Consider the following 23,343-nt stretch of genomic DNA (forward strand, 5'->3'; position numbering starts at 1 on the left):
TCCGCCGTTTTTGTGCGTTTCACACTATATATAGGTTCGGACACTCTAGCAGAACGCCTGATATGGGGGCAACCAAAAGGCATCAACAGAAGCGGTTTCTGTGCAGATTTTTACACCCCGTCTATTCGATTGGCCTCTTGGCAATCTGGTCTGCCAAGGCCATTATCGCGCAAACGCGAAACGGAGAGCCAAATGTCCAAGCCCCGCAGCATTTTTGAAGAGGTCGACAGCACCAAACCGACCACCACCGACGCACCCAAGACAGGTGCGATTGAACGTGGTGCAGGTGGAGGAGGCGCGCGTGGCGCTATTCGCCTGTGGTTGATGCTGCTTTTTGCATTGGTCGCGGTGATGGTTGTTGTGGGCGGTCTGACACGGCTGACGGATTCGGGGCTTTCGATCACCGAATGGGCCCCGTTTACGGGTGCGATGCCTCCGATGGATCAAGCCGCATGGCAGGCGGAGTTCGCGAAGTATCAACAGATCCCAGAGTTTAAGCTGCAAAACAGCCATATGGACCTTGAGGCCTTTAAAACCATCTATTGGTGGGAGTGGGGCCATCGCCAGCTTGGCCGTTTCATCGGTCTGGTCTGGGCGATTGGTTTCTTTGGGTTCCTAGCCGCACGGAAAATCCCCAATGGCTGGACAGGGCGGCTTTTGCTTTTGGGCGCTTTGGGCGGACTACAAGGGGCTATTGGCTGGTGGATGGTATCCTCGGGCCTGACTGGAGACCGTGTCGACGTGGCCTCATACCGGCTGGCTGTGCATCTAGGGCTTGCGTTCATTATTCTGGGTTTCATCGCGTGGTACATGCTTCTGTTAGGCCGCAAAGAGGCTGGCTTGATGGCCGCGCGGCGTTTGCGGGAAGCGAAGCTGTTTGGCATGGGCACCGGACTGATGCATCTGGCGTTTCTGCAAATCCTGCTGGGTGCCTTGGTGGCCGGAATTGATGCGGGTCGGTCTTTTGTGGATTGGCCATGGATGGCCGGGCAGTTCTTCCCGCCAGATGCATTTGACATCACGCCGATCTGGCGCAACCTTTTTGAAAACGCAGGCCTTGTTCAGTTCATGCACCGCATGGTGGGCTATCTGCTTGTGATTTATGCTGTGGTGGTCTGGCGTGTGTCACGCAAGTCGGGCAATCAAATGGTGCGCATGGGCTTCACGCTGGCTTGTGTGATGATCGGCGCGCAGGCGGTACTTGGGATTACAACCGTGTTGCAGGCGTCGCCGCTGCACGTTGCCATCACCCATCAGATTGGCGCGATCCTGACATGGGTCTTGATCATCAACGCGCGCTACCTTTCAGGCTATCCTGCTGAGCAATCAATTCGGAGCTGACCATGACTGCATATGACGAGCTATTGGAATTTGACCGCGACACGCAAGCTTTAGGTGAAGTTGCCGGCCGGTTGGGTTGGGATCAGGAAACTGTCATGCCCGAAGGGGCAGGGGAACAGCGCGCCGAGGAAATGGCCGCGATGGAGAAAGTGCTGCACGCGCGGCGCAATGATTCACGTGTCAGCGAATGGCTTGAGGCGATCAACGAAAGCTCACTGGATGATGCTGGGCGGGCGCAAGTTCGCGAAATCCGCCGTGCGCGCGACCGTGCAGACAAGGTTCCGGTGTCCTTGGCTGCGGAACTTGCTCGTGTAACCTCGGCCGCACAAGGGAAGTGGGCCGAAGCGCGATCAGCTGATGACTTTGCGGCTTTCAAACCAGTTCTGGAAGAGGTGGTGAAACTGCGCCGCGAGGAAGCCAGTGCGCTGGCAGATGGTGGCGATCTGTATGACGCGCTACTGGACGATTACGAGCCGGGGATCACTGGCAACGATATTCAAACGCTTTTTGATGCGATGCGTCCCCGGTTGGTAAATCTACGCGACAGAGCTTTGGGAGCTTCAAATCAGCCCGAAATCCTTGTGGGCAATTGGGCCGAAAAGCAGCAGATGAAGCTGTCGGGAAAGCTGGCGAAAACTTTTGGATATGATCTGACCCATGGACGTATCGACAAAGCAGTGCACCCGTTTAGCTCGGGGTCTGGCTTGGACGTGCGCATTACAACACGCACGAATGTTGAAGACCCGTTCAACTGCTTTTATTCCACTATCCATGAAGTTGGTCATGCCTGTTATGAACAGAATATCGATCGCGCTTATCTGCTGACGCCCATTGGGCGCGGGGCATCGATGGGGGTTCATGAAAGCCAGTCACGCATCTATGAAAACCAACTGGGTCGCTCGCGCGCGTTTACAGGGTGGCTGTTTCAGAAGATGGAAAAGCGCTTTGGGAAGACACCAGCGTCTGATGCGCAAGCGTTTTATCGCATGGTCAATCGGCTTCAGAAAGGGTTCATCCGTACCGAAGCGGATGAGGTTCAGTATAATCTGCACATCATGCTGCGCTTCGATCTGGAGCGACGGCTGATTGGTGGACAGCTGGACGTTGCTGATCTTGAAACTGCGTGGAACGAACGGTTTGCAGCAGATTTTGGCTATGAAGTGGATAAAGCGTCAAACGGCGTGCTGCAGGATGTGCACTGGTCCGTCGGACTGTTTGGCTATTTCCCAACATACGCCTTGGGCAACATCTATGCTGGGTGCTTGTATGACGCCCTGCGCGCTGACCGGCCTCAGCTGGATCAGCGCCTGGCCAAAGGCGATGCCGTTTATGGGACCGAGTGGTTGAAGGACAAACTGCAGTGTCACGGGACGTTGCATACGCCACGTGCGACCATCGAACAGGCAACAGGCAAGCCTGTGTCGGTCGAGCCGCTGCTTGTTTACCTTGAAACCAAATTCAACGAAATCTACCAAAAGTAAAACATGCCGTTCAGGCCAAGGCGCGAAAACGCCAATTGCCGCGTCGAATCGGCTTCAATTCGAGCGCCCCCGGTATTTCTATCTTTGGTGGATAATCGCCTAGTTTTCGGCGGATTGTTGCGATCATCCCTTAGGATAGCTTGGTTAATGACGCTAAATTGTTGCACTAAGGTCCAAACACAGCCCGGATTTGGCCATTTTTCACATTCAGGTTAAGGTCTTGTAGAGGGGCAGCGTGGTTGTCTTATCTCGCAGCGCATTCACCATCCGGGGATGTGACGGAATAGGTCAGCCTTAGGAGGTACAGGAATGACGCCTGTTACGAATGTTAAAAGATCGGTCCAGTTCGGACGCAGATTGTTAGCACTGTCCGCAATGGTTGTAGCAACATCGGTTGTCATGCCCGAAACCGGCTATGCCAGTGAATCTAATTTCCTGAAAGCACGTAGCCAAGGGGCAGCACCTCCAGGTGCGCAAGGGTTGTGCAATACTTACAGCTGGGCTTGTGCTCGGGGTTCGTCGCGCAGTCAGGTGACTTCAGGCCAAATGCAGATAGTGCGTGCGGTGAATTCGAAGATCAATCGGGCCACGCGTTCGATTGAAGATAGCCAGCAATATGGCGTGTCCGAACGTTGGGCCATTCCGACCAGTCGTGGTGGTGATTGCGAAGATTACGCTTTGGCCAAAAAACGTGCTTTGATCAGCAAAGGCATTGATCCTCAGCAGTTGTTTATCGCAACCGTTTTGGACCGCAGCCGTCGCCCTCATGCCGTTTTGGTGGTTCGGACAAGCGCTGGTGATGTTGTTTTGGACAATGTGACCAACAGCATTCGGAACTGGCGCGACACGCGTTATGTCTTCCTGCGGATGCAAGATCCTAAACGCCCGTCGCGTTGGGTGAATATTCTAAGCGGTGGCTAACTGCCCAGCCATTTGCGGCATGTTCGCAGAAGGCAAACCGGGGTTACTTACGTAAATGTAAAAAAGAGCGCGCCATGGGCGCGCTCTTTTTGTTTTTGAAATGTATTCGGTGAGTTAATCACAACGAACTCTGGCACGAACGGATGTGTTTGAACCGCCGTCGCCACCGCCGCAATTTGGCTAGTCGACAACGATGTAACCGCCGTCGCCAACGGTATTACCGCCGCCGTCGCCACCGCCGCTACCGCCGTCGCCACCGGTGTTACCACCGTCGCCACCACCGCTACCGCCGTCGCCACCGCCGCTACCGCCGTCGCCACCGGTGTTACCACCGTCGCCACCACCGCTACCGCCGTCGCCACCGCTGTTACCGCCGTCGCCACCGCTGTTACCGCCGTCGCCACCGCCGCTACCGCCGTCGCCACCACCGCCGCCGGGATCAGGGTTACCACCCCCACCACCGCCTGGCTTCCTAGGTTTCTTAGGCTTTTTGGGTTTCTTAGGCTTCTTAGGTTTGGACGGAGGCTTTTGAATGCCTGTTCCTGAATCGTCGTCCTTGCGAAGCGATCCACTTGGAATAGTCGTCGCCGTCGGAAGCGCGTTCAAAGCATCTGCGAATGCAGGACACTCTTCTGTTACGTTCGATAGCACGGTCAGGAACTCTTCGTGACGCTGAATATATCGCAACATAGAAGTTGTAACGACCTTACATTCACATAGAGCCGCAGGCTCCAGTGACATTTTAGCGGTCGCTAGGTTGCAGGATTGCGCGTGCGCGATCTGTGAAGTACCACCCCAGACCGCACCGGCCATTGCAAGCGCGGCCAGCGCTGTCTTTCTTGTAAGCATCTTTTTCCCCTCTCAAAGTATTGCTTTACAACAAAATTAATAAACTAAATGACATAAATTAGCCTTTAATGAGCATGATTATGACACAATTCAAACGGTTTCGCCAATGCCAAAATGGGAAACAGTGTATTCAGTGGTCGGGAATATTGAGGCTGAGGCCTGGAAATCACAGGGCCAGTCTAGCATAGCGGGAGAGTGCTATTAAAAATGTAACTAAAAATAGTAAATCTATGATAGTAAACGGTTATTACGGCTTCCGATTTGCGATCTCGAACCGCTACTTTGCTTGAGTTTCTTTCAAAATTCTGATCAGCGCATCCCGTCCACGACCTTCAGCCCGACGGATTCGCACTGCAGTCATGAATGCCTCTTCCAATGTTGTGGAGGAGGCACCGATGGTCTTCTTCACCGTATCTACCAACGAGTCATCCCCAGTCACACGGATAGCTTCAAGCACCTCTTGCGCCAGTTGGTCCGAGACTTTTTCAAGAAGATCCATACTGACCTCAGCGAGTTGTTTCTGTCAGGCGACGGCGAACATACTCGTCCACAAGGGTGATCATCGTATCCATATGATCATCTTCGAAGAAGTGACCGGACCCCTGAATCTCTTCATGGGTAACAGTGATACCCTTTTGCTCATGCAGCTTATTGACCAGTGTATGCGTATCGGCAGGCGGAGCCACGCGGTCAGCAGTACCGTTGACGATCAAGCCAGAGCTTGGGCAGGGTGCCAGGAAGCTGAAGTCATACATGTTGGCGGGCGGGCTGACAGAGATGAAGCCTGTGATCTCCGGGCGACGCATCAACAGCTGCATTCCAATCCAAGCCCCAAACGAAAACCCTGCGACCCAGCAATGCTTGGCGTTTTGGTTCATCGACTGAAGGTAATCCAACGCGGATGCTGCATCGGACAGTTCACCGACGCCCTGATCATACTCACCTTGGCTGCGGCCAACGCCGCGGAAGTTAAAGCGCAGTACGTTGAAGCCCATATTGTGGAACGCATAGTGCAGATTATAGACGACCTTGTTGTTCATCGTGCCGCCAAACTGCGGATGCGGATGAAGAATGATGGCGATCGGGGCGTCTTTTTCTTTCTGTGCGTGATAGCGGCCTTCAAGTTGGCCTTCGGGGCCTGCAAAAATCACTTCGGGCATCGGGTCTGGGCCTCTTTTTACTTTGCTTGGGGCCACAGCACACCGAGAACCGGCTTTCTTGACGCTGAGTGGCCCGCACCATAATACGGAGTTGGTGGATCGAGCCCGAGCGAAAGCCCGGCCATCACCAGTCCTAAGTGACCTAGTGGGCGGGGCCTGAAAGGTCAATGTTTTTGCGGGGAGAATGCAATGAAGCTGTCCACTAAGGGGCGTTACGCAATGGTGGCGCTGACCGATCTGGCGATGCAGGACGAAGGCTCGCTTTTGTCACTAACTGATCTTGCAAAGCGGCAGGACATTTCGCTTCCGTATTTAGAGCAACTGTTTGTGAAGCTTCGGCGTGCGGGTTTGGTCGATAGCGTCAGGGGGCCTGGTGGTGGTTACAAACTGGCCCGAAGCGCTTCGGACATTCGGGTTTCAGAAGTGTTAGAGGCCGTGGATGAAACCGTGTCTGCCATGCACAAAGGGGCAGGCGCTTCGGGTGCGTCGTCCGGTTCCCGTGCCCAATCCATGACCAATCGCTTGTGGGAGGGGTTGTCGGCCCATGTCTATGTCTTCCTGCATCAAACGCGCTTGTCGGATGTGGTGAAGAACGAACTTACCCCGTGTCCCGCAGTGCCGACACTGTTCTCAGTGGTTGACGAGGACTAGGTTCCTCTGCGTTTTCAAAGAAAATGTGAAACATCAAAGACAAAGAGGACGACGGTGACCCGGACCTACTTGGATTGGAATGCGACGACGCCGCTTTGCGCTGAAGCAAAGGGCTCGATGATTGCTGCGATGGATATTGTTGGTAACCCGTCGTCTGTTCATGCAGAAGGGCGCGCGGCCAAAAGCTTGATCGAGCGTGCTCGTAAGGATTTAGCAGCTGCTTTGGGGGCTGAAGGGGCTGATATCATTTTCACTTCGTCTGCAACCGAAGCGGCAGCGCTGGCTTTGGCAGGGCGCGGCCTGTCTTGCGCGGGGATTGAACATGATGCTGTGCGGTCTTGGTGTCAGGAAGAATCTGCTGATTGACGAACAGGGTGCAGTTGGCGTCCCTGAACCTTCGCGCAGCACATTGCAGTTGGCCAATTCGGAAACCGGTATCATCCAGTCGTTGCCCGAGGGGCTTAAAATGACGGACTCGACGCAGGCTTTCGGAAAGATACCCTTTGCGTTCAACTGGTGCGGTGCCGATATGGCCATTGTGTCAGCCCACAAGCTGGGCGGGCCCAAAGGCATCGGCGCGTTAATCGTCAAGCGCGGCACAGAGATCGAAGCGCGGATCAAAGGGGGCGGTCAGGAAATGGGTCGCAAGATCTGGCACGGAAAACGTCATTGGAATCGCCGGTTTTGCCGCCGCTGCGGTTGCCGCACAAAGGGATCTTGAAGGCGATACGTGGGGTCGTGTTGAGAAACTTAGAAAGATTCTAGAAAACACCATTGCCGAATCTGCAAATAGAACTATTTTTGTCGGGAAAGACGCGAACAGGCTTCCCAACACCTCGTGTTTCATCACGCCCGGATGGAAGGGCGAGACACAGGTGATGGTGATGGATCTGGCCGGCTTTGCGGTTTCCGCGGGTTCGGCTTGTTCATCCGGGAAGGTAAAAACCAGTGCAGCCTTGGCAGCAATGGGATTTGACCGGGATCACGCGGGATGCGCTTTGCGTGTCTCGCTTGGCCCCGCGACGAGTGAGAAAGACGTCCGGGCTTTTGCACAAGCCTGGCTTCGGGAACATGATAAATTCCGCGCGCGCGGGCGTTAGCCCCGGCGGATCGAAAGGAAATACAGTGGCCGGTTTGGATGATCTAAACGTCAAAGAAGGCGTCGAAGAAGAAACCGTTGAAGCGGTTAAGTCGCTTGCCGGTACATATAAATACGGCTGGGAAACCGATATCGAGATGGAATACGCCCCCAAAGGGCTGACCACCGATATCGTGCGTTTGATTTCTGACAAGAACGAAGAGCCAGAATGGATGACCGAATGGCGTCTGGAAGCGTTCGCACGCTGGCAGAAGCTTAAAGAACCCGAATGGGCCATGCTGGATTATCCCGAAATCGATTTTCAGGACCAGTATTACTATGCGCGTCCCAAATCGATGGAGGTGAAGCCGAAATCTCTGGATGAGGTGGACCCCAAGCTTTTGGATACCTACAAGAAACTGGGTATTCCGTTGAAAGAGCAAATGATCCTTGCTGGCGTCGAAGGGGCGGAAGACGCACCCGCCGAGGGCCGCAAAGTGGCTGTGGATGCGGTGTTTGACTCGGTTTCAGTTGGCACGACCTTCCAGGACGAGCTGAAAAAGGCTGGCGTCATTTTCTGCTCGATCTCGGAAGCGATCCGCGAGCACCCTGAACTGGTGAAGAAATACCTCGGCTCGGTCGTGCCGGTGTCCGACAACTATTATGCGACGCTGAACTCGGCCGTGTTTTCGGACGGTTCGTTTGTGTACATCCCGCCGAACACACGCTGCCCGATGGAGCTGTCGACCTATTTCCGCATCAATGCAGAAAACACCGGCCAGTTCGAACGCACTCTGATCATCGCCGATAAAGGCAGCTATGTCAGCTATTTGGAAGGCTGTACCGCGCCGCAACGTGACACCGCTCAGCTGCACGCCGCTGTGGTCGAGATCATCATCGAAGAAGACGCGGAAGTGAAATATTCCACGGTTCAGAACTGGTATCCGGGCAACGAAGAAGGCAAGGGCGGCATCTATAACTTCGTGACCAAACGCGCGGATTGCCGTGGCGATCGGTCGAAGGTGATGTGGACCCAAGTGGAAACCGGATCGGCCGTGACGTGGAAATACCCGTCTTGCATCCTGCGCGGTGCTGAAAGCCAGGGCGAGTTCTATTCCATCGCGATCACCAACAACTATCAGCAGGCCGATACCGGCACGAAAATGGTGCACTTGGGGCGCGATACGAAATCGCGCATCGTATCCAAAGGCATTAGCGCGGGTAAAGCGCAGAACACCTATCGTGGGCTTGTGTCGATGCACCCGAAGGCTAAGAACTCGCGCAACTATACGCAGTGTGACAGCTTGCTGATCGGTGATCAGTGCGGCGCGCACACCGTTCCGTATATCGAGGTGAAGAACAATTCGTCGCGTGTTGAACACGAGGCAACAACTTCGAAGGTGGACGAGGAGCAGATGTTCTATTGCCGCCAACGTGGCATGGATGAAGAAGAGGCCGTGGCCCTGATCGTTAACGGGTTTGCCAAAGAAGTATTGCAAGCCCTGCCGATGGAATTTGCCATGGAAGCTCAACAGCTTGTGGCGATTTCTCTGGAAGGGTCGGTGGGCTAACCATGGCGCAGCAGAGCAAAATGCGAACGGTTCGGGACGGCATCGAAGCCGCCATACCCTTTGTGTTCCCAACGCTCGGTGGGGTGTTTGGCGTTGTCTGGGTGAATTTGCATAAGATGGATCAGCTCAATCCGATGTATTGGATCGGGGGTGGGATCATTGTTGGTTTCATAGCAGCCCGCATTGCCACCAACCTGCTCACAAAACTTCGCTAAGACATTTGCGTAAAAGGAAATCCTTGAATGATCATCACAACAACCCCATCCGTCGAAGGTCATCCGATCAGCGCGTATCATGGCATTGTTACGGGTGAAGCAATTCTGGGGGCTAATATCTTCCGCGATTTGTTTGCGCAGGTGCGCGACATCGTTGGCGGGCGTTCCGGCGCATATGAAGTTGAACTTGGCAAAGCGCGCCGCACTGCGCTTGCAGAGATGGAAGACAAAGCGACCTCGATGGGCGCAAATGCAGTCGTAGGCGTGGACCTCGACTATGAAGTAATAAACAACATGTTGATGGTGTCGGCTTCGGGCACGGCTGTCACTGTTACGTAAGGACGATAAAATGCTTAAAATCAATAATCTACACGTCAAACTTGAAGAAGAAGACAAGCAAATCCTGAAAGGCGTTGACCTTGAGGTGCCTGCGGGCAAAGTGCATGCGATCATGGGGCCAAATGGCTCGGGTAAGTCGACATTGTCTTACGTTCTGTCAGGTCGCGACGGCTATGAAGTCACCGATGGCGACGCGACGTTGGATGGCGACGAGCTTTTGGACATGGAACCGGAAGAACGTGCCGCTGCTGGCCTGTTCCTTGCGTTCCAATATCCGGTGGAAATTCCCGGTGTTGGCAACATGACATTCCTGCGCACCGCGGTGAACGCTCAACGCAAAGCGCGCGGGGAAGAGGAAATGTCCGCTGCCGACTTCCTGAAGTTCATTCGTGCGAAAGCCAAAGATCTGAAGATCGACGCGGATATGCTGAAACGCCCCGTGAATGTCGGTTTCTCGGGTGGTGAGAAAAAACGTAATGAAATCCTACAGATGGCCATGCTTGAGCCCAAGATGTGCATCTTGGACGAAACGGATTCGGGTCTGGACGTGGATGCGATGAAGCTGGTGTCAGAAGGCGTGAATGCGCTGCGTGATGCAGGACGTTCGTTCCTTGTCATCACTCACTACCAGCGTCTTCTGGACCACATCAAACCTGACGTTGTGCATATCATGGCCAATGGTCGCATCGTGAAATCTGGCGGGCCAGAGCTGGCGCTTGAGGTCGAGAACAATGGCTACGCCGACATCCTGGCGGAGATCGACGCATGAGCACCGCTGTGAAAATGACTGCGGACGTGATCAACGCGGATCAGCGCCCAGCCTCGGGGGCTTGGGCGGCTGAGGCGCGCACGGATGCTGCAAACCGGCTTGCGATGATGGGTTTGCCCAAGCGCCAAGACGAGTATTGGAAATGGACCCGTCCGGACAGCCTGATTTCGGCGGCGCCGAGCGAGGCGGAAGTCTTTGACAGCCAAGGTGAATCCTTGGTGTTTCACGAGATTGATCGCCTGAAGCTGGTCTTCGTTGATGGCGTGTTTGATGCGGATGCGTCGGACGCCTTGGAAGGCGAAGGTCTTGAAATCGAACGCCTTTCGACGGCCGCTGAAAAGGACATTCACTGGGCCAAGGACCTGTATGGCGTTCTTGAGACCGCTGGACAAACACCCGTAAATCGTCCTTTGGCCGTCTTTAACACCGCAAAGGCCACGGATGGGGTTGTGATCCGTGCCACAGGGCAGGTTTCGCGTCCGGTGTCGTTGATCTATCGTCACGCCGACAAAGCGTCCGATGCGATCTTGCACCATGTTATTCGCGTGGAAGAAGGTGCAAACCTGACGCTTTTGGAAAACGGTGCTGCTGCTGCCCGGTTCAACCAAGTGACCGAGGTTGATATCGCGAAAGGCGCGCAGTTCCATCACGTTCGTGCGCAGGGTCGGGATCATGATCGTCAAGCTGTGACGCATCTCTTCACCCGCGTTGATGCCGAGGCCGTATTCAAAAGCTTCACAATGACTGTGAACGGCAAGTTGACCCGCAATGAATGCGTGATCGACATCATCGGTGACGAAGCCGTGGCACATGTGGCCGGGGCTGCATTGGGTGATGGGGCGGATAATGAATTCCATCACGATGATACTGTGTTCATCACGCATGACGCCGTGGCTTGCGAAAGCCGTCAGGTCTTCAAGAAGGTTCTGAAGAACGGCGCAAAGGGTGTGTTCCAAGGCAAAATCCTTGTGAAAGCCGACGCGCAGAAAACCGACGGCTATCAGAAATCACAGTCGCTTTTGCTGGATGACGATGCAAGTTTCCAAGCCAAACCAGAGCTTGAGATTTATGCCGATGACGTGATCTGCTCGCATGGGTCAACCACGGGTGCGATCGACGAAGAGGCATTGTTTTATCTGCAATCACGCGGAGTTCCGACTCCCGTTGCAACAGATCTTCTGGTCTTGGCTTTCCTTGCGGATGCCATTGAAGAGATCGAAGATGAAGACATCTCTGCCGAGGTTACCGGGCGTCTTGATGCTTGGCTAACCCGCCGCCGCGGCTGATAAGGAGCTAAGACGGTATGTCGGTTCTTCAGGATATGGTGAAAACCTATCGCAACCCGCGCGTGGTGTTTCGTCGCCGCGTCGGGGAAGAACCGCGAGAGGATCGCGCGCTTGCGGTTCTCTTGTTCGCCTGCGCATTGGTGTTTGCAGCACAAATGCCCCGTTTGGCGCGACAAGCGCATGAGACGGGCGAGGAGTTGAATGTCCTGTTGGGGGCATCGCTTCTGGCGTGGTTGTTCATAATGCCGTTGGTTCTCTATGCATTGGGAACGCTCAGCCATATGATCGCACGTCTGTTTGGCGGTAAAGGAAACACCTATTCAGCGCGCTTTGCGCTTTTTTGGGCGCTTCTTTGTGCCACACCACTTTGGCTTTTGTGGGGACTAGTGGCCGGCTTCATAGGTCAGGGTCTACAGCTTTCGATCGTCGGGCTTTTGGCCCTTGTGGTGTTCGTCCTGTTCTGGTCAATCAATCTGCGTGAAGCTGAAAGCGGCACGCCGAAATCAAGCAAGGCAGTGTGATGCAATTTACACCGGGATATCTGTTTGGAATGGCGCTTCAGACCGTGCCCGAGCCGCGCAAAGTCGCGCGGGATCTTTTTGCACTTGGTCTGAGCCGAGAATTTCTGTGGACAGCGCTGTTGTTGATGGTGGTTCTGGCCACCGCCATGAGTGTTGTTGCAGAGATCGTCTTTCCCATCGACGCTCAGCTGATGGGACCGATTTTGTCCAACCCGGCGACACTTGGGATGATCGAAGGCGTATTCATGTTCGGTTTGACCATCGCGATCTATGCGGTCGGGCGTATGATGGGCGGGCAGGGCAGTCTTGAGAATGCCATCATGACAATCGTCTGGATGGAGTTCATTTTCCTTGGCCTGCAAATCGCAACACTGCTTTTGACCGCAATTGCGCCGGCGATGGCGGCCCTTTTGATGTTTGCATCAGTCTTCTTTTTCTTCTGGGTACTCAGCCATTTCACCGCTGAAAACCACGGGTTCCAGTCAACAGGGCTTGTGTTCGTATCGATCCTGGCCTGCATGGTTCTGGCCGTGTTCGCTTTGTCTTTTGTATTGGTGCTCTTGGGTGTCGAACCCGTTCAACTGCCTGTCCAATGATTGGAAAACCAATGTATGACATCGAAAAAATTCGCGCCGATTTTCCGATCCTGTCGCGTGAGGTGAATGGCAAGCCGTTGACCTATCTGGACAACGGGGCGTCTGCGCAGAAACCGCAGGTGGTGATTGATGCAATCACCCGCGGATATGCGGAAGAGTATTCGAATGTGCATCGCGGATTGCACTACCTGTCAAACCTGTCGACCGAACGCTACGAGGCGGTTCGCGGGATCGTCGCGAAGTTCTTGAACGCCGGGTCCGAGGAGGAGATCATCTTTAACTCGGGCACGACAGAAGGCATCAACCTTGTGTCCTATGCGTGGGCCGCACCACGCATGAAGGCCGGGGACGAAATCATCCTGTCCACGATGGAGCATCACGCCAATATCGTACCATGGCACTTCCTGCGCGAACGCCAAGGGGTTGTCCTCAAGTGGATCGATCCCGAGGCTGATGGATCGCTGGACCCTGAAAAGGTTCTGGCAGCCATCACGGATCGCACCAAGCTGATCACGGTGACGCAATGCTCAAACGTTTTGGGCACGATTGTCGACGTGAAAGCCATTTGTAACGGTGCGCGCGACAAGGGCGTTCCGGTTATGGTGGATGGCTCACAAGGTGCCGTTCACATGCCAGTGGATGTGCAAGATCTCGGCTGCGATTTCTACGCCATCACGGGTCACAAGCTCTACGGTCCGTCCGGGTCCGGCGCGATCTACATCCGCGCGGATCGACAGGCCGAAATGCAGCCCTTTATGGGTGGCGGTGACATGATCAATGAGGTGTCGAAAGACACCGTGACCTATGCAAACCCTCCTTTGAAGTTTGAAGCGGGCACACCGGGCATTGTGCAAACCATCGGTATGGGCGCAGCGCTTGAATACCTGATGGATCTGGGGATGGAGAACGTCGCAGCGCATGAGGCGTCCCTTGCGACCTATGCGGCCGAACGTTTCGCTGGTCTGAACTGGGTGAATGTGCAAGGTCACGCGCCGGGCAAAGCAGCCATCTTCTCGCTCACGATGGAAGGGGCTGCGCATGCGCATGATATCTCGACCATTCTGGACAAGAAGGGGATCGCCGTGCGGGCAGGGCACCACTGTGCCAAGCCGTTGATGGAGCATATGGGCGTCGCAGCAACGGCGCGCGCGTCGTTCGGCCTGTATAACACCAAGGACGAGGTGGATCGGCTGATTGACGGGCTGGAGTTGTGCCACAAGCTGTTGGCTTAACGATTCAAGCTCGTCACTCGTCCGACTTGATCAAACCAAGACCGCGCAAGTAAATCCCGATCCCGCTTTCCAGCAGCTCTTCTGGGGGAAACGGGCTTTTCTGGCCGGGGCTGCCGCGACCGAACAATTCGACCACGCCGTGGCTCATGGCCCAGATATGTGCGCTGACCATGCGGGCCGGGGGGCGTTTGTCTTGTGGAATGTTTTCGGTCAGCTTAGACGCTGCTTTTTCCAGCACGCCCATCGCACGGTTTGCCACCATCGCCAGTTCGGGTGAGTGATTGACCGATATCCCGCTTTCAAACATCGAGATGTAGTGACCGGGATATTTGCGCGCAAACGCTAGGTACGCGCGCCCTGTGGCTTCAAAACTTGCTAGGGGGGATGGCTGGCCTTTGTCATAGGCGTATTCCATCAGGTCCGCGAAAATCTCATACCCTTGGCGCCCAGCCTCGGCGATCAGATCCTCGCGGCCTGCGAAGTGGCGATAGACCGCAGCGGGGGTAACACCCGCCTGCTTTGCAGCCTCGGACAGGGTAAACCCAGTTGGGCCCTTCTCTTCGATCAGGGCCAAGGCAGCATCTACCAAAGCCTGACGGAGGTTTCCGTGATGATAGCCGCGCTTAGGCATCGTCACCATCATTCCAAAGCTCAGGACCGCCACAGATTTTGTCATCAGGAGCGCTGGCGACATTGTTGTCTTTGCCTGCGTAATCGATGTCGTTCAGAACCACTTTCAAGGCGGCCAACCGGGCTCTTTTCTTGTCATCTGACCGGATTACCGTCCAAGGGGTGCGTTCGCGATGGGTGCGGTCAAAGGTTTCTTTGATAGCGTCGGAATAGGCGTCCCAGCGGTTCAGACCTTCCACATCAATCCAGCTGAGCTTCCATTGCTTCAATGGATCCTTCTCACGTGACAGAAAGCGGCGCAGCTGTTCGGCGCGCCCGACATTCAGCCAGATCTTTACGAAGTGAATGCCTTCGTCGGCCAACATGTCCTCGAACTCTGGCAGCTGGCGGAAAAAGGCTTCGCGTTGCTTGTCTTTACAGAACTCAAACACTTTCTCGACCACGCCGCGGTTATACCAACTGCGGTCAAACAAAACGATCTCGCCTTCTGTCGGCAAGTGTTTGATATAACGCTGAAAATACCATTCCCCGGCTTCGCGGTCGGACGGTTTTGAAAGCGCGACCACGCGTGCCACACGCGGGTTCAGGTTTTCGCGGAACCGTTTGATGGTGCCGCCTTTTCCAGCCGCGTCGCGCCCTTCAAATACAACAACAACGCGCTTCCCGGTCGCTTTGACATCCGCTTGTAGCTTCACAAGCTCAAGCTGCAATGCCTCGACCTCATCGGCATAGACATCTTTGTCGATCAGTTTTTTGTACGGATAGCTCTTGGACAGAATGTCTTTTTTCGATGCGCCATTTATGACGTCGCGCACAGCCTGAGGTGCAGTTTTACGAAAGAACTCTGAAATGGCTCCGTCAAATGGCAATGACATAGCAAACTCCTGATTTCACACCAATATGGGGGCGGCGAGCGCGTTTGGCAATCGGCTTAGACGCGACGATCCTTCACAGTCTGACCGATCTGATTGATGTCATATGGTGTGGTCATGTACATCTCGCTGATCCAGTTTTGATACAGAAGATGCGCGTGGCTTCGCCAGCGGTTCTCGGGCTTCTGGCTGGGGTCGTCATCCGGATAGTAGTTCATGGGCACGTTTATCGGCGCGCCCTTGGCAATATCGCGGTCGTATTCACCTTTAAGCGTCAGATCATCATACTCAAAATGATTGAAGATATAGAGCGCACGATGCGCTTTGTCTTCAATCAGACACGGACCAGTATCGTCTGACCCAAGCAGCGTTCTCAGGCCGGTGGCTGCGTCTACCTCGCCTTGCTTCATTTCGGTCCAGCGACTGACAGGAACCACGCAACTGTCAGAAAAACCACGTAAATACGGGGACGTGGGGTCGAGGTTCTTTTGCGGAAAGCACCCAAACGCCTTGGCATCCAGAATGTGTTTTCGCACGCCATGAAAGTAGTTAATCATCGCCATGCCCCCCCAACATACACCAAATGTCGAGTGCACATTGGTCTGGGTCCAATCCAGAATTTGGGTCAGTTCATCCCAATAGGTCACGTCTTCAAACGGCATGTGTTCGATCGGAGCACCCGTGATGATCAGACCGTCGAATTTCTGATCTTTGACGTCTTCCCAAGGTTGGTAATACGCACCGATATGCGCCTCGCTGGTGTTTTTCGATGTGTGTTCAGACGGACGGAGCAACGTCAATTCGATCTGAAGCGGATGCGATCCGATCAGGCGCGAGAACTGCGTTTCGGTCTCGATTTTCTTGGGCATCAGGTTCAAAAGCGCAATCCGCATGGGGCGGATGTCCTGTTTTGCGGCCTGATCCTCGGGCATGACCATCACGCCTTCGTCTTTCAGCACGTCTACAGCTGGCAGAGTCGAGGGGATCTTGATGGGCATGGAACCGGTCCTTTTTGGTTGGTGTAAGAAGTTTAAATGGGGAATGCCGTTTAGGCTTCAATGGCCGCCGCGATCATTCGATCGAAATCCTCGGACGATTTGATCTGTGCGACTTCGTGCGCGCAGAGTGTGACGCCATAGCGTGCCATGTGCTCATACAGGGGTTGCCGATGGGCAAGCGCCTGAGCATAGGTCCAGCGAATGAAGTCATCTGGGTCAAGATCATCTTCTTTGATGTTGAATTCACTTAGATATTCACTCCAAACACGTGCCAAAAACTCTGGTTGATACGCCATCGGTTTGGGGGCGCGGTCGAAGCGCTTGATCAGCTCTTGTGTATGAGCTTCATCACCTTTCAACCACACAAGAAGACAGTTGCGTGACAGTTCTTTAATCAGAGGATCCAGATCGCCCAGGGCAGCGTCAATCCATTCGCAAATAGATCCCCCGCTGTCACAAATGAAATTCGGATAGCCATAAATGCGCTCGGCTCGATCAATGAAATGCGCCGTGTCATTTAGCGCTGCAATCTCGGCTTGTTTGAACTGTTCTTGCCGACGTTGGTATTCCGTTATGGGAAGACCGCCTTTTTCAGGGCTTCCTGGCTTGCCCAGATAGCTGGCCACGGGGCTGAGATTGTCAAAACTGATCTTTGATGAGATGCGGATTGAATCCGACAACAGCAGTTCACGCAGAAACGGGACCTTCATCGCCTCGTCTTTGAAGTTATCGGCAATATGTTCGCCCATATAGCGCGTTCCGATCCGGTAATCGGCAGAGTAGTGGAACCAATCCCCCTGATCGCGCAGCAAGTTCGACAGATATGTTTTGCCTAAACCGGACATGCCAAAAAACAGCACGCGTTTGTGCGGTGCCTTTTGCCAGTCCTGAGCTGTTTGATAGATCATCTGCGACCTCGTTTCGTTCAGCCTTTGGTAAACGGCGTCGTAGAGCGGGTCAAACCCTTAGCGTCAAAAAGAAAACGCCCCGCACAGGGCAGGGCGTTTTCGATACATATTAAGCGTTAGATCAGAAGCCGATGCCGACGCTTACACCTACGCTAAGAGCGTCACCTTCGAAAGGTACGAGGCCAAGCACGGTTTTCTCGCTGAATTTGGTGTAGCGAACACCACCAGAGATCTTGAAGTTCTCATGTGTGTAAGTCGCACCAAGCCCGATGGAACGCGAAGCGCCTGCCGGAGCAAGGAAGGTGTCGCCTGTATCGGCGCCATCTTCATAGCCCAGCATCAGAGCAACCGACCAGTTGTCGTTCAGCTTGCGGCCAATGCCCAGCTCATAGCTGGTCACATCATCCACGAAGTTCACCCAGTTAACCGCACCCAGTGGGCTGACGGTATCCAACGAAATACCTTCATACTTGGCATGCCGGATCGAACCAAACAGCAGTGTGTTCTGCGCAATACCCGTCTGGAAGTCCAGATTGAAGGCTTCCGGCATGGAAACCGTACCAGCAGCCGGGGTCGTAATACCTGCTGGTATAAGCGGGTTAACTCCGGGTGGTACAGAATGTGTGCCAGTGAGCTCGTGATCGATGCCTGAGAAGTAGGTCAGAGCTACGCGCAAAGCGATGTCCGGCCGTTCGTAGGCAACGCCTGCTACACCACCCCATTCGGTGCTGCCTGAGGCATCCAGAAGACCAGATCCGGTCAGAACCTCGCCCGAAATCTTCTGGGCGAAGGCACCACCATGAACCGAGAAACCATTGCCCATTTCATAGCGCAGAATTCCGGTGATCTGTGAGCTTTTGATGTGAGCAAATCCGCCCGCGGCTGGTCCATCGATGTAATCGATATCCGCGCCGTAGGGCTGGTCCCAGATCAGCGCAAAGCTCAGCTTGTCGTTGAACTGTTGCTTGTACCCAAACGAGAAGGTCGAGAAGTCGGAGGCCGAAGTTGTTACACCAGCCGCTTCGCTGGTGATGTCTGGGCTGACGTTGGCAAAGCTGAACTTGAAGTAGTTGCCATCTTCAAAAAGCACTCCAATATCCTGGCCAGAACGGTCAATTCCCGCCTGTGCGCCTGTCGCCATTGCGGTTAGCGCTGCTGCGATTGTTAAGGTTTGTCTTTTCATGATTCCTCCCTGGGGTTTTCTTTGCCGCATCCTCCGAACGGCGTTAGGGAAAACGTATTTGTTGGGGTCTAATGTGGTCAATCTTTACTTTGGGTAATGTGACGTCAGGTCGTAATTTGGTTGCTCAAAGGTGTTGTTTCGACACGTTTGCTGGGAAATCACGTTCGTTTTCATGCCGTTGCCTGATCAGTTGCGTGTGCCATTTTCAGAGATTCGGATGCTCAGAATGTTGGCTGAAATGATGATTGCGCTTCCGATTAGAAGTGCCAACCCAACTGGTTCATCATAGAAAACAGAACCCGCCAACGCGATCAAAGGCAATCGTGTGAAGTCGATTGGGATTACGATGGATGCCGGGGCGAGTGAAAGCGCTTGTGTCAGGCAGGTATGTGCAAGCAAACCTGCGCAGCCGATCAACACCAGCCAGAGCACATTAGCGCCGTGTGGTAGTGAGATTGAGCCGTCTACCCCAGAGGAAACCAACCCAAAAACCAATTGCATCGAGGTCAGCCAGAACAAGATCGAAAGGGTGGTCTGGGTTCGGGTCAATCTGCGGGTGAATACCGCGGTCAGCGCAAAGCAGATGGCAGCGAGGGCCGCCGATATCGTTCCTGTGGATGTTGAAGGCTCGGATAGTGTTGGTGCGACTATGATAATGATGCCAATAAAACCACTTATGACGCAGAGGATCTGACTTGTTTTAAGACGTTCCCCCAAAAGCACCGGTGCCAAAAATACGACCCAAAGCGGCGAGGTGAATTCAAGTGCAAACACTTGTGCCAAGGGGATCAGGGTAAGAGCGAAGAACCATAAGTTCTGTCCCGCAAAATGCGCCATATTTCGAACAAAGTGCAATCCAAACTGGTGTCGGGATATATGATGCCAACGACCACTTAGCGTCAGTACACAAAGGATAATGCACAGCCCCACGAGAGACCGATACATCATCAGTTCGAATGTATCGAGTTGAGTGCTTACAGCCCGCCCAGCAATGGCCATGATCGAAAATGAGGCAATCGCTCCGGTCATCCAAATCGCAGCACGACTGACGGGTGTCACGGATCAACCTCGTCGACACTGTAGTGTCTTGGGATTCCAGCTGTGATGGTCGCCCAGAGCGAGGCTTTCATGCGCGTCTGGTGCGCGTCAAAGGACACGCGATCCGTAAACCGTTCTGACACGTTAAAGCGCCCGTGGGTATCTGGGTCTTCTTCCACATTAAAAGAAAGGCAACCCGGTTCAGCCCGGGTCAACGCGATATGATCGGGCAGGGCGGTGCGCACAGCCTCGAGACGTTCAGCGGGCACATCGACATAGCCCGTCAGCACAATGTTTGGTTCCATGGTCATTTCCAAGGGCTATCAACCGCTACATCAAAAGGCGAGAAAGAAAAAACGCCGCTCCACTTGGACGGCGTTTCTTGGAAACTCTATTGGGTCATTCCTGCTCAGTAGTAACGTTGTTTTTATTTGGATCAATATCAAGTACTTATCGTAACTTCATGGTGAGTGTGCAATCCGCCAATCACTTTGCAGGTTTTTTCTACGCATGTGCAACTATTGCAATTCGATAGTTTGCGCAGGCAGCACTTACACACAATAAGACGAAGAACGTGCTTAACCCACACACATTTGGTTCGACAATACTGAAGTGGTCCGGCCCAATATAAGGAAACGGAGGATCAGTCGAACCACTCACTCATTAAAGTTTGGCAGCTTTAAACGTTTAGCAGGGTTACCAATTACGGTAATACCTTCTCTCACTGAAGATAAAACCACAGAACCAGAACCTACAGTGGAATCCCTTCTTACTTTCAGCCCTTGTCTGATTGTAGAACTAGAGCCTATTTGCACTCCTTCATGAATTGAGACAGCGCCACCGATTTGCACTCCTGGATTCACTTGGATGTAACTGTCAAATATTGCGTCATGTCCAATACCAACCATAAAATTAACGTAAACATGATTGGCAAATTGGACATTTGAGCCAATAACGCTATTTGGCGATATAATGACGCCTTCGCTGTCGCTATCATTAATGTTTGTGGCGCTAACAACAGATGAGTGAACTAGGTTTGGAAATTCAAAACCTAAGTTCTTCAACCTTTCAGACACTACTCGCTTAGCGCTTGGACTACCAATTGCAAGAACAGCATGTCTAGTTCCTACACTTTCGGGAGTAACTTCACTTCCAAAAAATTCACCACGTAAAGAAAAATCGTCAAACTCATTTGGATTAGTCGAAGAAAATCCAACTATGTTTACTTCATTTGAGAAAAAGGAAGAAAACTCACGAGCAAGCCCCCCAGTACCAATTACCAGAACATCCATCTCTAAGCTTTCTTAAATCTGTGTCCGACACTTACGGATGCTACCCTTATGCGCTTTGGCATCATGTGATTAGGTAACTGTTCACTTAAAAACGTCTTTAAGCCTGCCTTATCAACATCATGATTAGCTGCAGATTGGACTGTTAACTCAACGTGCTGTCCAGTGATCGGATTTGGCTTCGCCTCAACTTTTGCAAGCTCAACATATTCGTATTGCAGCGCAAACCTCTCAACTTCCGAGGCCATAAACTTCAGGCCACCGACGTTTATCACTTCACTAGTGCGGCCAGTTACTTTGTAAAAACCATCGCGTTCTTCGACAATGTCTTTGGTGTTATACCAACCTTCTTCGTCGAAGGGGCTGTCAGCATTCAGATAGCCAAGCATTCTAGTTTCAGAGCGGATCTCTAAGACGTTATCAACAACTCGTGTCTCAACTCCTTCACCACCAACTTTCATGAATAAGCTATTACGCGCTTCGCTTTTCACGCGAACAATACCCAGCTCAGACATACCAAACGTTTGTCTAAAGTCGACATTCGGCAACAGTTCGCACAGTGCATCTAAAGTAGGCTGATCCATGCGCTCAGTTCCGTAGGTAATGATGCTTAATGTATTTGGAACACTATCTGGGATTAACCCACTCATTAACATCATACGCAGAAATGTGGGCGTCGTCGGTAGCACTTCAATTTCGTGTTCAGCACATGTGGCCAATATATCTTCTACACTACGTGACTTTGGAGCTACGACTGTACCCTTATTGAAAAGAGTATGTAGCAGAGTATTCAACCCACCGATGTGATCAAATAACAGAAAGTTAATCGTTTTTAGCGTTGGACGTGGTGTTTCAAAACGTTGCATGAAAAGTGTCAAGTCATGCAATATAGCTTTTGGACGTCCAGTAGTTCCTGTTGAAAATAGAACTAAGCCAGCGTGTTCTTTCGATCTAAGGGACTCAATAATTTCATGTTTTAGGTTATGATTTATGCGCTTAATTTCATCGCCTTCGATCACAACATCAACTAAAGCTGACTTGAAGAAGTACTCGTGCTGAGCTCTCGTATCAGCTGTTAATGGAACCAAAATTACATTCTTATCAATCAGCTGTAACAGTGTCAGAATAGATTGAGGATCAAAGTCCCCAATCAAAGCAACAACATCACCACTATTAACTTCAGACAAATCAACTGACTTTTGTTCTGCGACTTCACTGAACAGCAATGATCCAGTTGAGTGAACTAGGAATGGATACTCGATACCGCGCCAGCGATCCGTAAGTTTCTCTAAAATATTCATTAGACACCGCCTACATTCAACACTTGTCCACTTAGCGATGCTGCTTTCGCATCAATTAGGAGTTCTACAAGATCGCATACATCCGACTTTTGGAACTGCTTAGGAATGACCTGTTGAGATGTTATTTTTTCGATCTGGGTATCCGTGATACCTCTTAACAAATCAGTACGTATAGGTCCTGGAGCAATGCAGTTTACTCTTACATTGAAGTCAGCCATCTCTCTTGCGAATGTCCGAGAAAACGATTCAACACCAGCTTTTGAAGCTGCGTACACAGACTCTCCCTTTAAGGCTAATGCAACAGCAATTGTAGAGAAGTTGATAAAGCTACCATGCTTTTGACGCAGCATTATTGGAGCAAACAGCTGACAACAATAAATAGTTCCCACTAGATTTGTCTGTATCAACTTCTGAACGGTAGATTCATCCGTTGTGACAGCCATGTTCATTGAAGCCACGCCAGCAGCATTAATAAATGCTTTAACTGGCTTTTTCATGCGCTTCACTTCTTTTGATGCGTTCTTTACAGAAGCATAATCGCTAACATCACATTCAATGGCATCAATACCCATTTCGCTTGTGTTGCGAGCGAGCCCTAGTACCTCTTCACCTCTCCCAATAAGACGCTCAGCTATCGCTTGCCCCAACCCTCGACTGGCTCCGGTAACAATAATCACTTAAGCCTCCGACTGGTTTGCAAACTCTTCTGCAAGTGCAGACACACTGCGGAACATGCTTCGTGATTTCGACATAGTGGCGTCTGATGTCCAGTCGAATTCAAACTCATTCTCATCCGCTAAATCTTCAAGCGCAAGGCAAACCTCTACCAACTTCATCGAATCAAGTAGTGACTCGCCCCCAATTAATTGCATGTCTTCAGAGATTTTAGCTTTACCATCTAACGCATCGTTGATGGCAGATATGACGATTTCTTTCGCTTGCTCGATATTCACTGTTTTTTCCGTCCCTTAGCTAGAGCACCTTTCAGCATCCCAGCAGTAAAGCCAAACTCTTTATAATGACGCTTTACTTCTTTGAGTGCGTTCGCACGTTCGATCTTTTTTGCTTCAACCAAATGCTGCTAAAATTGCTTCCATTTCATCTCACACCACTG

26 protein-coding genes and 1 pseudogene are annotated in these 23,343 nt (G+C 52.5%); 13 read left to right on the top strand and 14 right to left on the bottom strand.

Annotated elements, in window-relative coordinates; genetic code table 11:
- The first annotated feature begins 192 nt into the window (after positions 1 to 192).
- The 3 genes from ctaA (at position 193) to AC0L6A_RS09025 (ending at position 3,743) form a co-directional block, all read left to right on the top strand.
- Positions 193 to 1,341, top strand: coding sequence for a heme A synthase (ctaA, locus tag AC0L6A_RS09015; RefSeq protein ID WP_473289406.1), 1,149 nt, complete (start codon positions 193 to 195; stop codon positions 1,339 to 1,341).
- 2 nt (positions 1,342 to 1,343) lie between these two features.
- On the top strand, positions 1,344 to 2,822 hold the full coding sequence (locus tag AC0L6A_RS09020) for a carboxypeptidase M32 (protein WP_473289407.1): 1,479 nt from the start codon (positions 1,344 to 1,346) through the stop codon (positions 2,820 to 2,822).
- Positions 2,823 to 3,131: 309 nt separating this feature from the next.
- A complete protein-coding gene (locus AC0L6A_RS09025; RefSeq protein ID WP_473289408.1) occupies positions 3,132 to 3,743 on the top strand; it encodes a transglutaminase-like cysteine peptidase in 612 nt (203 codons plus the stop codon).
- 180 nt (positions 3,744 to 3,923) lie between these two features.
- Here AC0L6A_RS09025 and AC0L6A_RS09030 read toward each other — a convergent pair whose 3' ends face one another.
- The 3 genes from AC0L6A_RS09030 to AC0L6A_RS09040 form a co-directional block, all read right to left on the bottom strand.
- Complete coding sequence (locus AC0L6A_RS09030) at positions 3,924 to 4,592, bottom strand: hypothetical protein (RefSeq protein WP_473289410.1); 669 nt, start codon at positions 4,590 to 4,592, stop codon at positions 3,924 to 3,926.
- Positions 4,593 to 4,869: 277 nt separating this feature from the next.
- Positions 4,870 to 5,091 (bottom strand): hypothetical protein, encoded by a 222-nt coding sequence (locus AC0L6A_RS09035; protein WP_473289412.1) that lies wholly within the window; start codon positions 5,089 to 5,091, stop codon positions 4,870 to 4,872.
- Positions 5,092 to 5,098: 7 nt separating this feature from the next.
- Complete coding sequence (locus AC0L6A_RS09040; RefSeq protein ID WP_473289413.1) at positions 5,099 to 5,752, bottom strand: alpha/beta hydrolase; 654 nt, start codon at positions 5,750 to 5,752, stop codon at positions 5,099 to 5,101.
- A 189-nt stretch (positions 5,753 to 5,941) separates the two neighbouring features.
- On the opposite strand from AC0L6A_RS09040, the gene iscR reads away from it, so the two are divergent.
- The 10 genes and pseudogenes from iscR to AC0L6A_RS09090 all read left to right on the top strand — a co-directional run bounded on the left by iscR (position 5,942) and on the right by AC0L6A_RS09090 (position 14,010).
- The gene (gene iscR / locus AC0L6A_RS09045; protein WP_473289415.1) at positions 5,942 to 6,403 is read left to right on the top strand and encodes a Fe-S cluster assembly transcriptional regulator IscR; all 462 of its coding nucleotides are present in this window, start codon (positions 5,942 to 5,944) and stop codon (positions 6,401 to 6,403) included.
- A gap of 54 nt (positions 6,404 to 6,457) precedes the next feature.
- Positions 6,458 to 7,503: pseudogene (locus AC0L6A_RS09050) on the top strand (cysteine desulfurase family protein).
- A gap of 25 nt (positions 7,504 to 7,528) precedes the next feature.
- Positions 7,529 to 9,052, top strand: coding sequence for a Fe-S cluster assembly protein SufB (sufB, locus tag AC0L6A_RS09055; RefSeq protein ID WP_473293435.1), 1,524 nt, complete (start codon positions 7,529 to 7,531; stop codon positions 9,050 to 9,052).
- Positions 9,053 to 9,054: 2 nt separating this feature from the next.
- On the top strand, positions 9,055 to 9,267 hold the full coding sequence (locus AC0L6A_RS09060) for a hypothetical protein (RefSeq protein WP_473289417.1): 213 nt from the start codon (positions 9,055 to 9,057) through the stop codon (positions 9,265 to 9,267).
- Positions 9,268 to 9,294: 27 nt separating this feature from the next.
- Positions 9,295 to 9,606, top strand: a complete 312-nt coding sequence (locus AC0L6A_RS09065; RefSeq protein WP_473289419.1) for a heavy metal-binding domain-containing protein — start codon at positions 9,295 to 9,297, stop codon at positions 9,604 to 9,606.
- Between the two features lie 10 nt (positions 9,607 to 9,616).
- Positions 9,617 to 10,375: a Fe-S cluster assembly ATPase SufC gene (gene sufC / locus AC0L6A_RS09070; protein WP_473289421.1), complete on the top strand. Its 759-nt coding sequence runs from the start codon at positions 9,617 to 9,619 to the stop codon at positions 10,373 to 10,375.
- Entirely contained in the window at positions 10,372 to 11,661 is a 1,290-nt protein-coding gene (sufD, locus tag AC0L6A_RS09075) for a Fe-S cluster assembly protein SufD (protein WP_473289423.1), read from the top strand. The genes sufC and sufD overlap by 4 nt, the downstream gene beginning before the upstream one ends.
- A 17-nt stretch (positions 11,662 to 11,678) precedes the next feature.
- On the top strand, positions 11,679 to 12,182 hold the full coding sequence (locus AC0L6A_RS09080) for a YIP1 family protein (protein ID WP_473289424.1): 504 nt from the start codon (positions 11,679 to 11,681) through the stop codon (positions 12,180 to 12,182).
- Positions 12,182 to 12,778 (top strand): YIP1 family protein, encoded by a 597-nt coding sequence (locus tag AC0L6A_RS09085; RefSeq protein WP_473289426.1) that lies wholly within the window; start codon positions 12,182 to 12,184, stop codon positions 12,776 to 12,778. The genes AC0L6A_RS09080 and AC0L6A_RS09085 overlap by 1 nt, the downstream gene beginning before the upstream one ends.
- 11 nt (positions 12,779 to 12,789) lie before the next feature.
- Positions 12,790 to 14,010, top strand: a complete 1,221-nt coding sequence (locus AC0L6A_RS09090; RefSeq protein ID WP_473293437.1) for a cysteine desulfurase — start codon at positions 12,790 to 12,792, stop codon at positions 14,008 to 14,010.
- Between the two features lie 13 nt (positions 14,011 to 14,023).
- Here AC0L6A_RS09090 and AC0L6A_RS09095 read toward each other — a convergent pair whose 3' ends face one another.
- The 11 genes from AC0L6A_RS09095 to AC0L6A_RS09145 all read right to left on the bottom strand — a co-directional run bounded on the left by AC0L6A_RS09095 (position 14,024) and on the right by AC0L6A_RS09145 (position 23,182).
- Complete coding sequence (locus AC0L6A_RS09095) at positions 14,024 to 14,641, bottom strand: TetR/AcrR family transcriptional regulator (protein WP_473293439.1); 618 nt, start codon at positions 14,639 to 14,641, stop codon at positions 14,024 to 14,026.
- Entirely contained in the window at positions 14,634 to 15,515 is an 882-nt protein-coding gene (ppk2, locus tag AC0L6A_RS09100; protein WP_473289428.1) for a polyphosphate kinase 2, read from the bottom strand. The genes AC0L6A_RS09095 and ppk2 overlap by 8 nt, the downstream gene beginning before the upstream one ends.
- 56 nt (positions 15,516 to 15,571) lie before the next feature.
- A complete protein-coding gene (locus AC0L6A_RS09105) occupies positions 15,572 to 16,510 on the bottom strand; it encodes a homoserine O-succinyltransferase (protein WP_473289430.1) in 939 nt (312 codons plus the stop codon).
- 50 nt (positions 16,511 to 16,560) lie between these two features.
- Entirely contained in the window at positions 16,561 to 17,418 is an 858-nt protein-coding gene (locus AC0L6A_RS09110; RefSeq protein ID WP_473289431.1) for an ATPase, read from the bottom strand.
- Between the two features lie 121 nt (positions 17,419 to 17,539).
- Positions 17,540 to 18,601 carry an OmpP1/FadL family transporter gene (locus tag AC0L6A_RS09115; protein WP_473289433.1) on the bottom strand — a complete coding sequence of 354 codons (1,062 nt, stop codon included), beginning with the start codon at positions 18,599 to 18,601 and terminating at the stop codon, positions 17,540 to 17,542.
- Positions 18,602 to 18,787: 186 nt separating this feature from the next.
- Entirely contained in the window at positions 18,788 to 19,660 is an 873-nt protein-coding gene (locus tag AC0L6A_RS09120; protein WP_473289434.1) for a DMT family transporter, read from the bottom strand.
- Positions 19,657 to 19,944 carry a putative quinol monooxygenase gene (locus tag AC0L6A_RS09125; RefSeq protein WP_473289436.1) on the bottom strand — a complete coding sequence of 96 codons (288 nt, stop codon included), beginning with the start codon at positions 19,942 to 19,944 and terminating at the stop codon, positions 19,657 to 19,659. The genes AC0L6A_RS09120 and AC0L6A_RS09125 overlap by 4 nt, the downstream gene beginning before the upstream one ends.
- A 351-nt stretch (positions 19,945 to 20,295) precedes the next feature.
- Positions 20,296 to 20,931 carry an acetyltransferase gene (locus AC0L6A_RS09130; protein ID WP_473289437.1) on the bottom strand — a complete coding sequence of 212 codons (636 nt, stop codon included), beginning with the start codon at positions 20,929 to 20,931 and terminating at the stop codon, positions 20,296 to 20,298.
- Positions 20,932 to 20,933: 2 nt separating this feature from the next.
- Positions 20,934 to 22,229, bottom strand: a complete 1,296-nt coding sequence (locus AC0L6A_RS09135) for an ANL family adenylate-forming protein (RefSeq protein WP_473289439.1) — start codon at positions 22,227 to 22,229, stop codon at positions 20,934 to 20,936.
- On the bottom strand, positions 22,229 to 22,906 hold the full coding sequence (locus AC0L6A_RS09140) for an SDR family NAD(P)-dependent oxidoreductase (RefSeq protein ID WP_473289440.1): 678 nt from the start codon (positions 22,904 to 22,906) through the stop codon (positions 22,229 to 22,231). The genes AC0L6A_RS09135 and AC0L6A_RS09140 overlap by 1 nt, the downstream gene beginning before the upstream one ends.
- Complete coding sequence (locus AC0L6A_RS09145; protein WP_473289442.1) at positions 22,907 to 23,182, bottom strand: hypothetical protein; 276 nt, start codon at positions 23,180 to 23,182, stop codon at positions 22,907 to 22,909. It lies immediately after the preceding gene.
- Positions 23,183 to 23,343: the final 161 nt, after the last annotated feature.

It is taken from the genome of Aliiroseovarius sp. D2-2 (assembly GCF_055809455.1).

What these genes read in the sequence shown, in the direction of transcription:
- AC0L6A_RS09040 (WP_473289413.1), bottom strand. Translation starts at nt 5,752, where the DNA reads ATGCCCGAAGTGATTTTTGCAGGCCCCGAAGGCCAACTTGAAGGCCGC.
- AC0L6A_RS09135 (WP_473289439.1), bottom strand. Translation starts at nt 22,229, where the DNA reads ATGAATATTTTAGAGAAACTTACGGATCGCTGGCGCGGTATCGAGTAT.
- AC0L6A_RS09080 (WP_473289424.1), top strand. Translation starts at nt 11,679, where the DNA reads ATGTCGGTTCTTCAGGATATGGTGAAAACCTATCGCAACCCGCGCGTG.
- AC0L6A_RS09090 (WP_473293437.1), top strand. Translation starts at nt 12,790, where the DNA reads ATGTATGACATCGAAAAAATTCGCGCCGATTTTCCGATCCTGTCGCGT.
- AC0L6A_RS09065 (WP_473289419.1), top strand. Translation starts at nt 9,295, where the DNA reads ATGATCATCACAACAACCCCATCCGTCGAAGGTCATCCGATCAGCGCG.
- AC0L6A_RS09130 (WP_473289437.1), bottom strand. Translation starts at nt 20,931, where the DNA reads ATGGATGTTCTGGTAATTGGTACTGGGGGGCTTGCTCGTGAGTTTTCT.
- AC0L6A_RS09020 (WP_473289407.1), top strand. Translation starts at nt 1,344, where the DNA reads ATGACTGCATATGACGAGCTATTGGAATTTGACCGCGACACGCAAGCT.
- ppk2 (WP_473289428.1), bottom strand. Translation starts at nt 15,515, where the DNA reads ATGTCATTGCCATTTGACGGAGCCATTTCAGAGTTCTTTCGTAAAACT.
- sufC (WP_473289421.1), top strand. Translation starts at nt 9,617, where the DNA reads ATGCTTAAAATCAATAATCTACACGTCAAACTTGAAGAAGAAGACAAG.
- AC0L6A_RS09105 (WP_473289430.1), bottom strand. Translation starts at nt 16,510, where the DNA reads ATGCCCATCAAGATCCCCTCGACTCTGCCAGCTGTAGACGTGCTGAAA.
- ctaA (WP_473289406.1), top strand. Translation starts at nt 193, where the DNA reads ATGTCCAAGCCCCGCAGCATTTTTGAAGAGGTCGACAGCACCAAACCG.
- AC0L6A_RS09030 (WP_473289410.1), bottom strand. Translation starts at nt 4,592, where the DNA reads ATGCTTACAAGAAAGACAGCGCTGGCCGCGCTTGCAATGGCCGGTGCG.
- AC0L6A_RS09125 (WP_473289436.1), bottom strand. Translation starts at nt 19,944, where the DNA reads ATGGAACCAAACATTGTGCTGACGGGCTATGTCGATGTGCCCGCTGAA.
- AC0L6A_RS09110 (WP_473289431.1), bottom strand. Translation starts at nt 17,418, where the DNA reads ATGATCTATCAAACAGCTCAGGACTGGCAAAAGGCACCGCACAAACGC.
- AC0L6A_RS09025 (WP_473289408.1), top strand. Translation starts at nt 3,132, where the DNA reads ATGACGCCTGTTACGAATGTTAAAAGATCGGTCCAGTTCGGACGCAGA.
- AC0L6A_RS09035 (WP_473289412.1), bottom strand. Translation starts at nt 5,091, where the DNA reads ATGGATCTTCTTGAAAAAGTCTCGGACCAACTGGCGCAAGAGGTGCTT.
- AC0L6A_RS09095 (WP_473293439.1), bottom strand. Translation starts at nt 14,641, where the DNA reads ATGCCTAAGCGCGGCTATCATCACGGAAACCTCCGTCAGGCTTTGGTA.
- AC0L6A_RS09060 (WP_473289417.1), top strand. Translation starts at nt 9,055, where the DNA reads ATGGCGCAGCAGAGCAAAATGCGAACGGTTCGGGACGGCATCGAAGCC.
- AC0L6A_RS09085 (WP_473289426.1), top strand. Translation starts at nt 12,182, where the DNA reads ATGCAATTTACACCGGGATATCTGTTTGGAATGGCGCTTCAGACCGTG.
- iscR (WP_473289415.1), top strand. Translation starts at nt 5,942, where the DNA reads ATGAAGCTGTCCACTAAGGGGCGTTACGCAATGGTGGCGCTGACCGAT.
- sufD (WP_473289423.1), top strand. Translation starts at nt 10,372, where the DNA reads ATGAGCACCGCTGTGAAAATGACTGCGGACGTGATCAACGCGGATCAG.
- AC0L6A_RS09115 (WP_473289433.1), bottom strand. Translation starts at nt 18,601, where the DNA reads ATGAAAAGACAAACCTTAACAATCGCAGCAGCGCTAACCGCAATGGCG.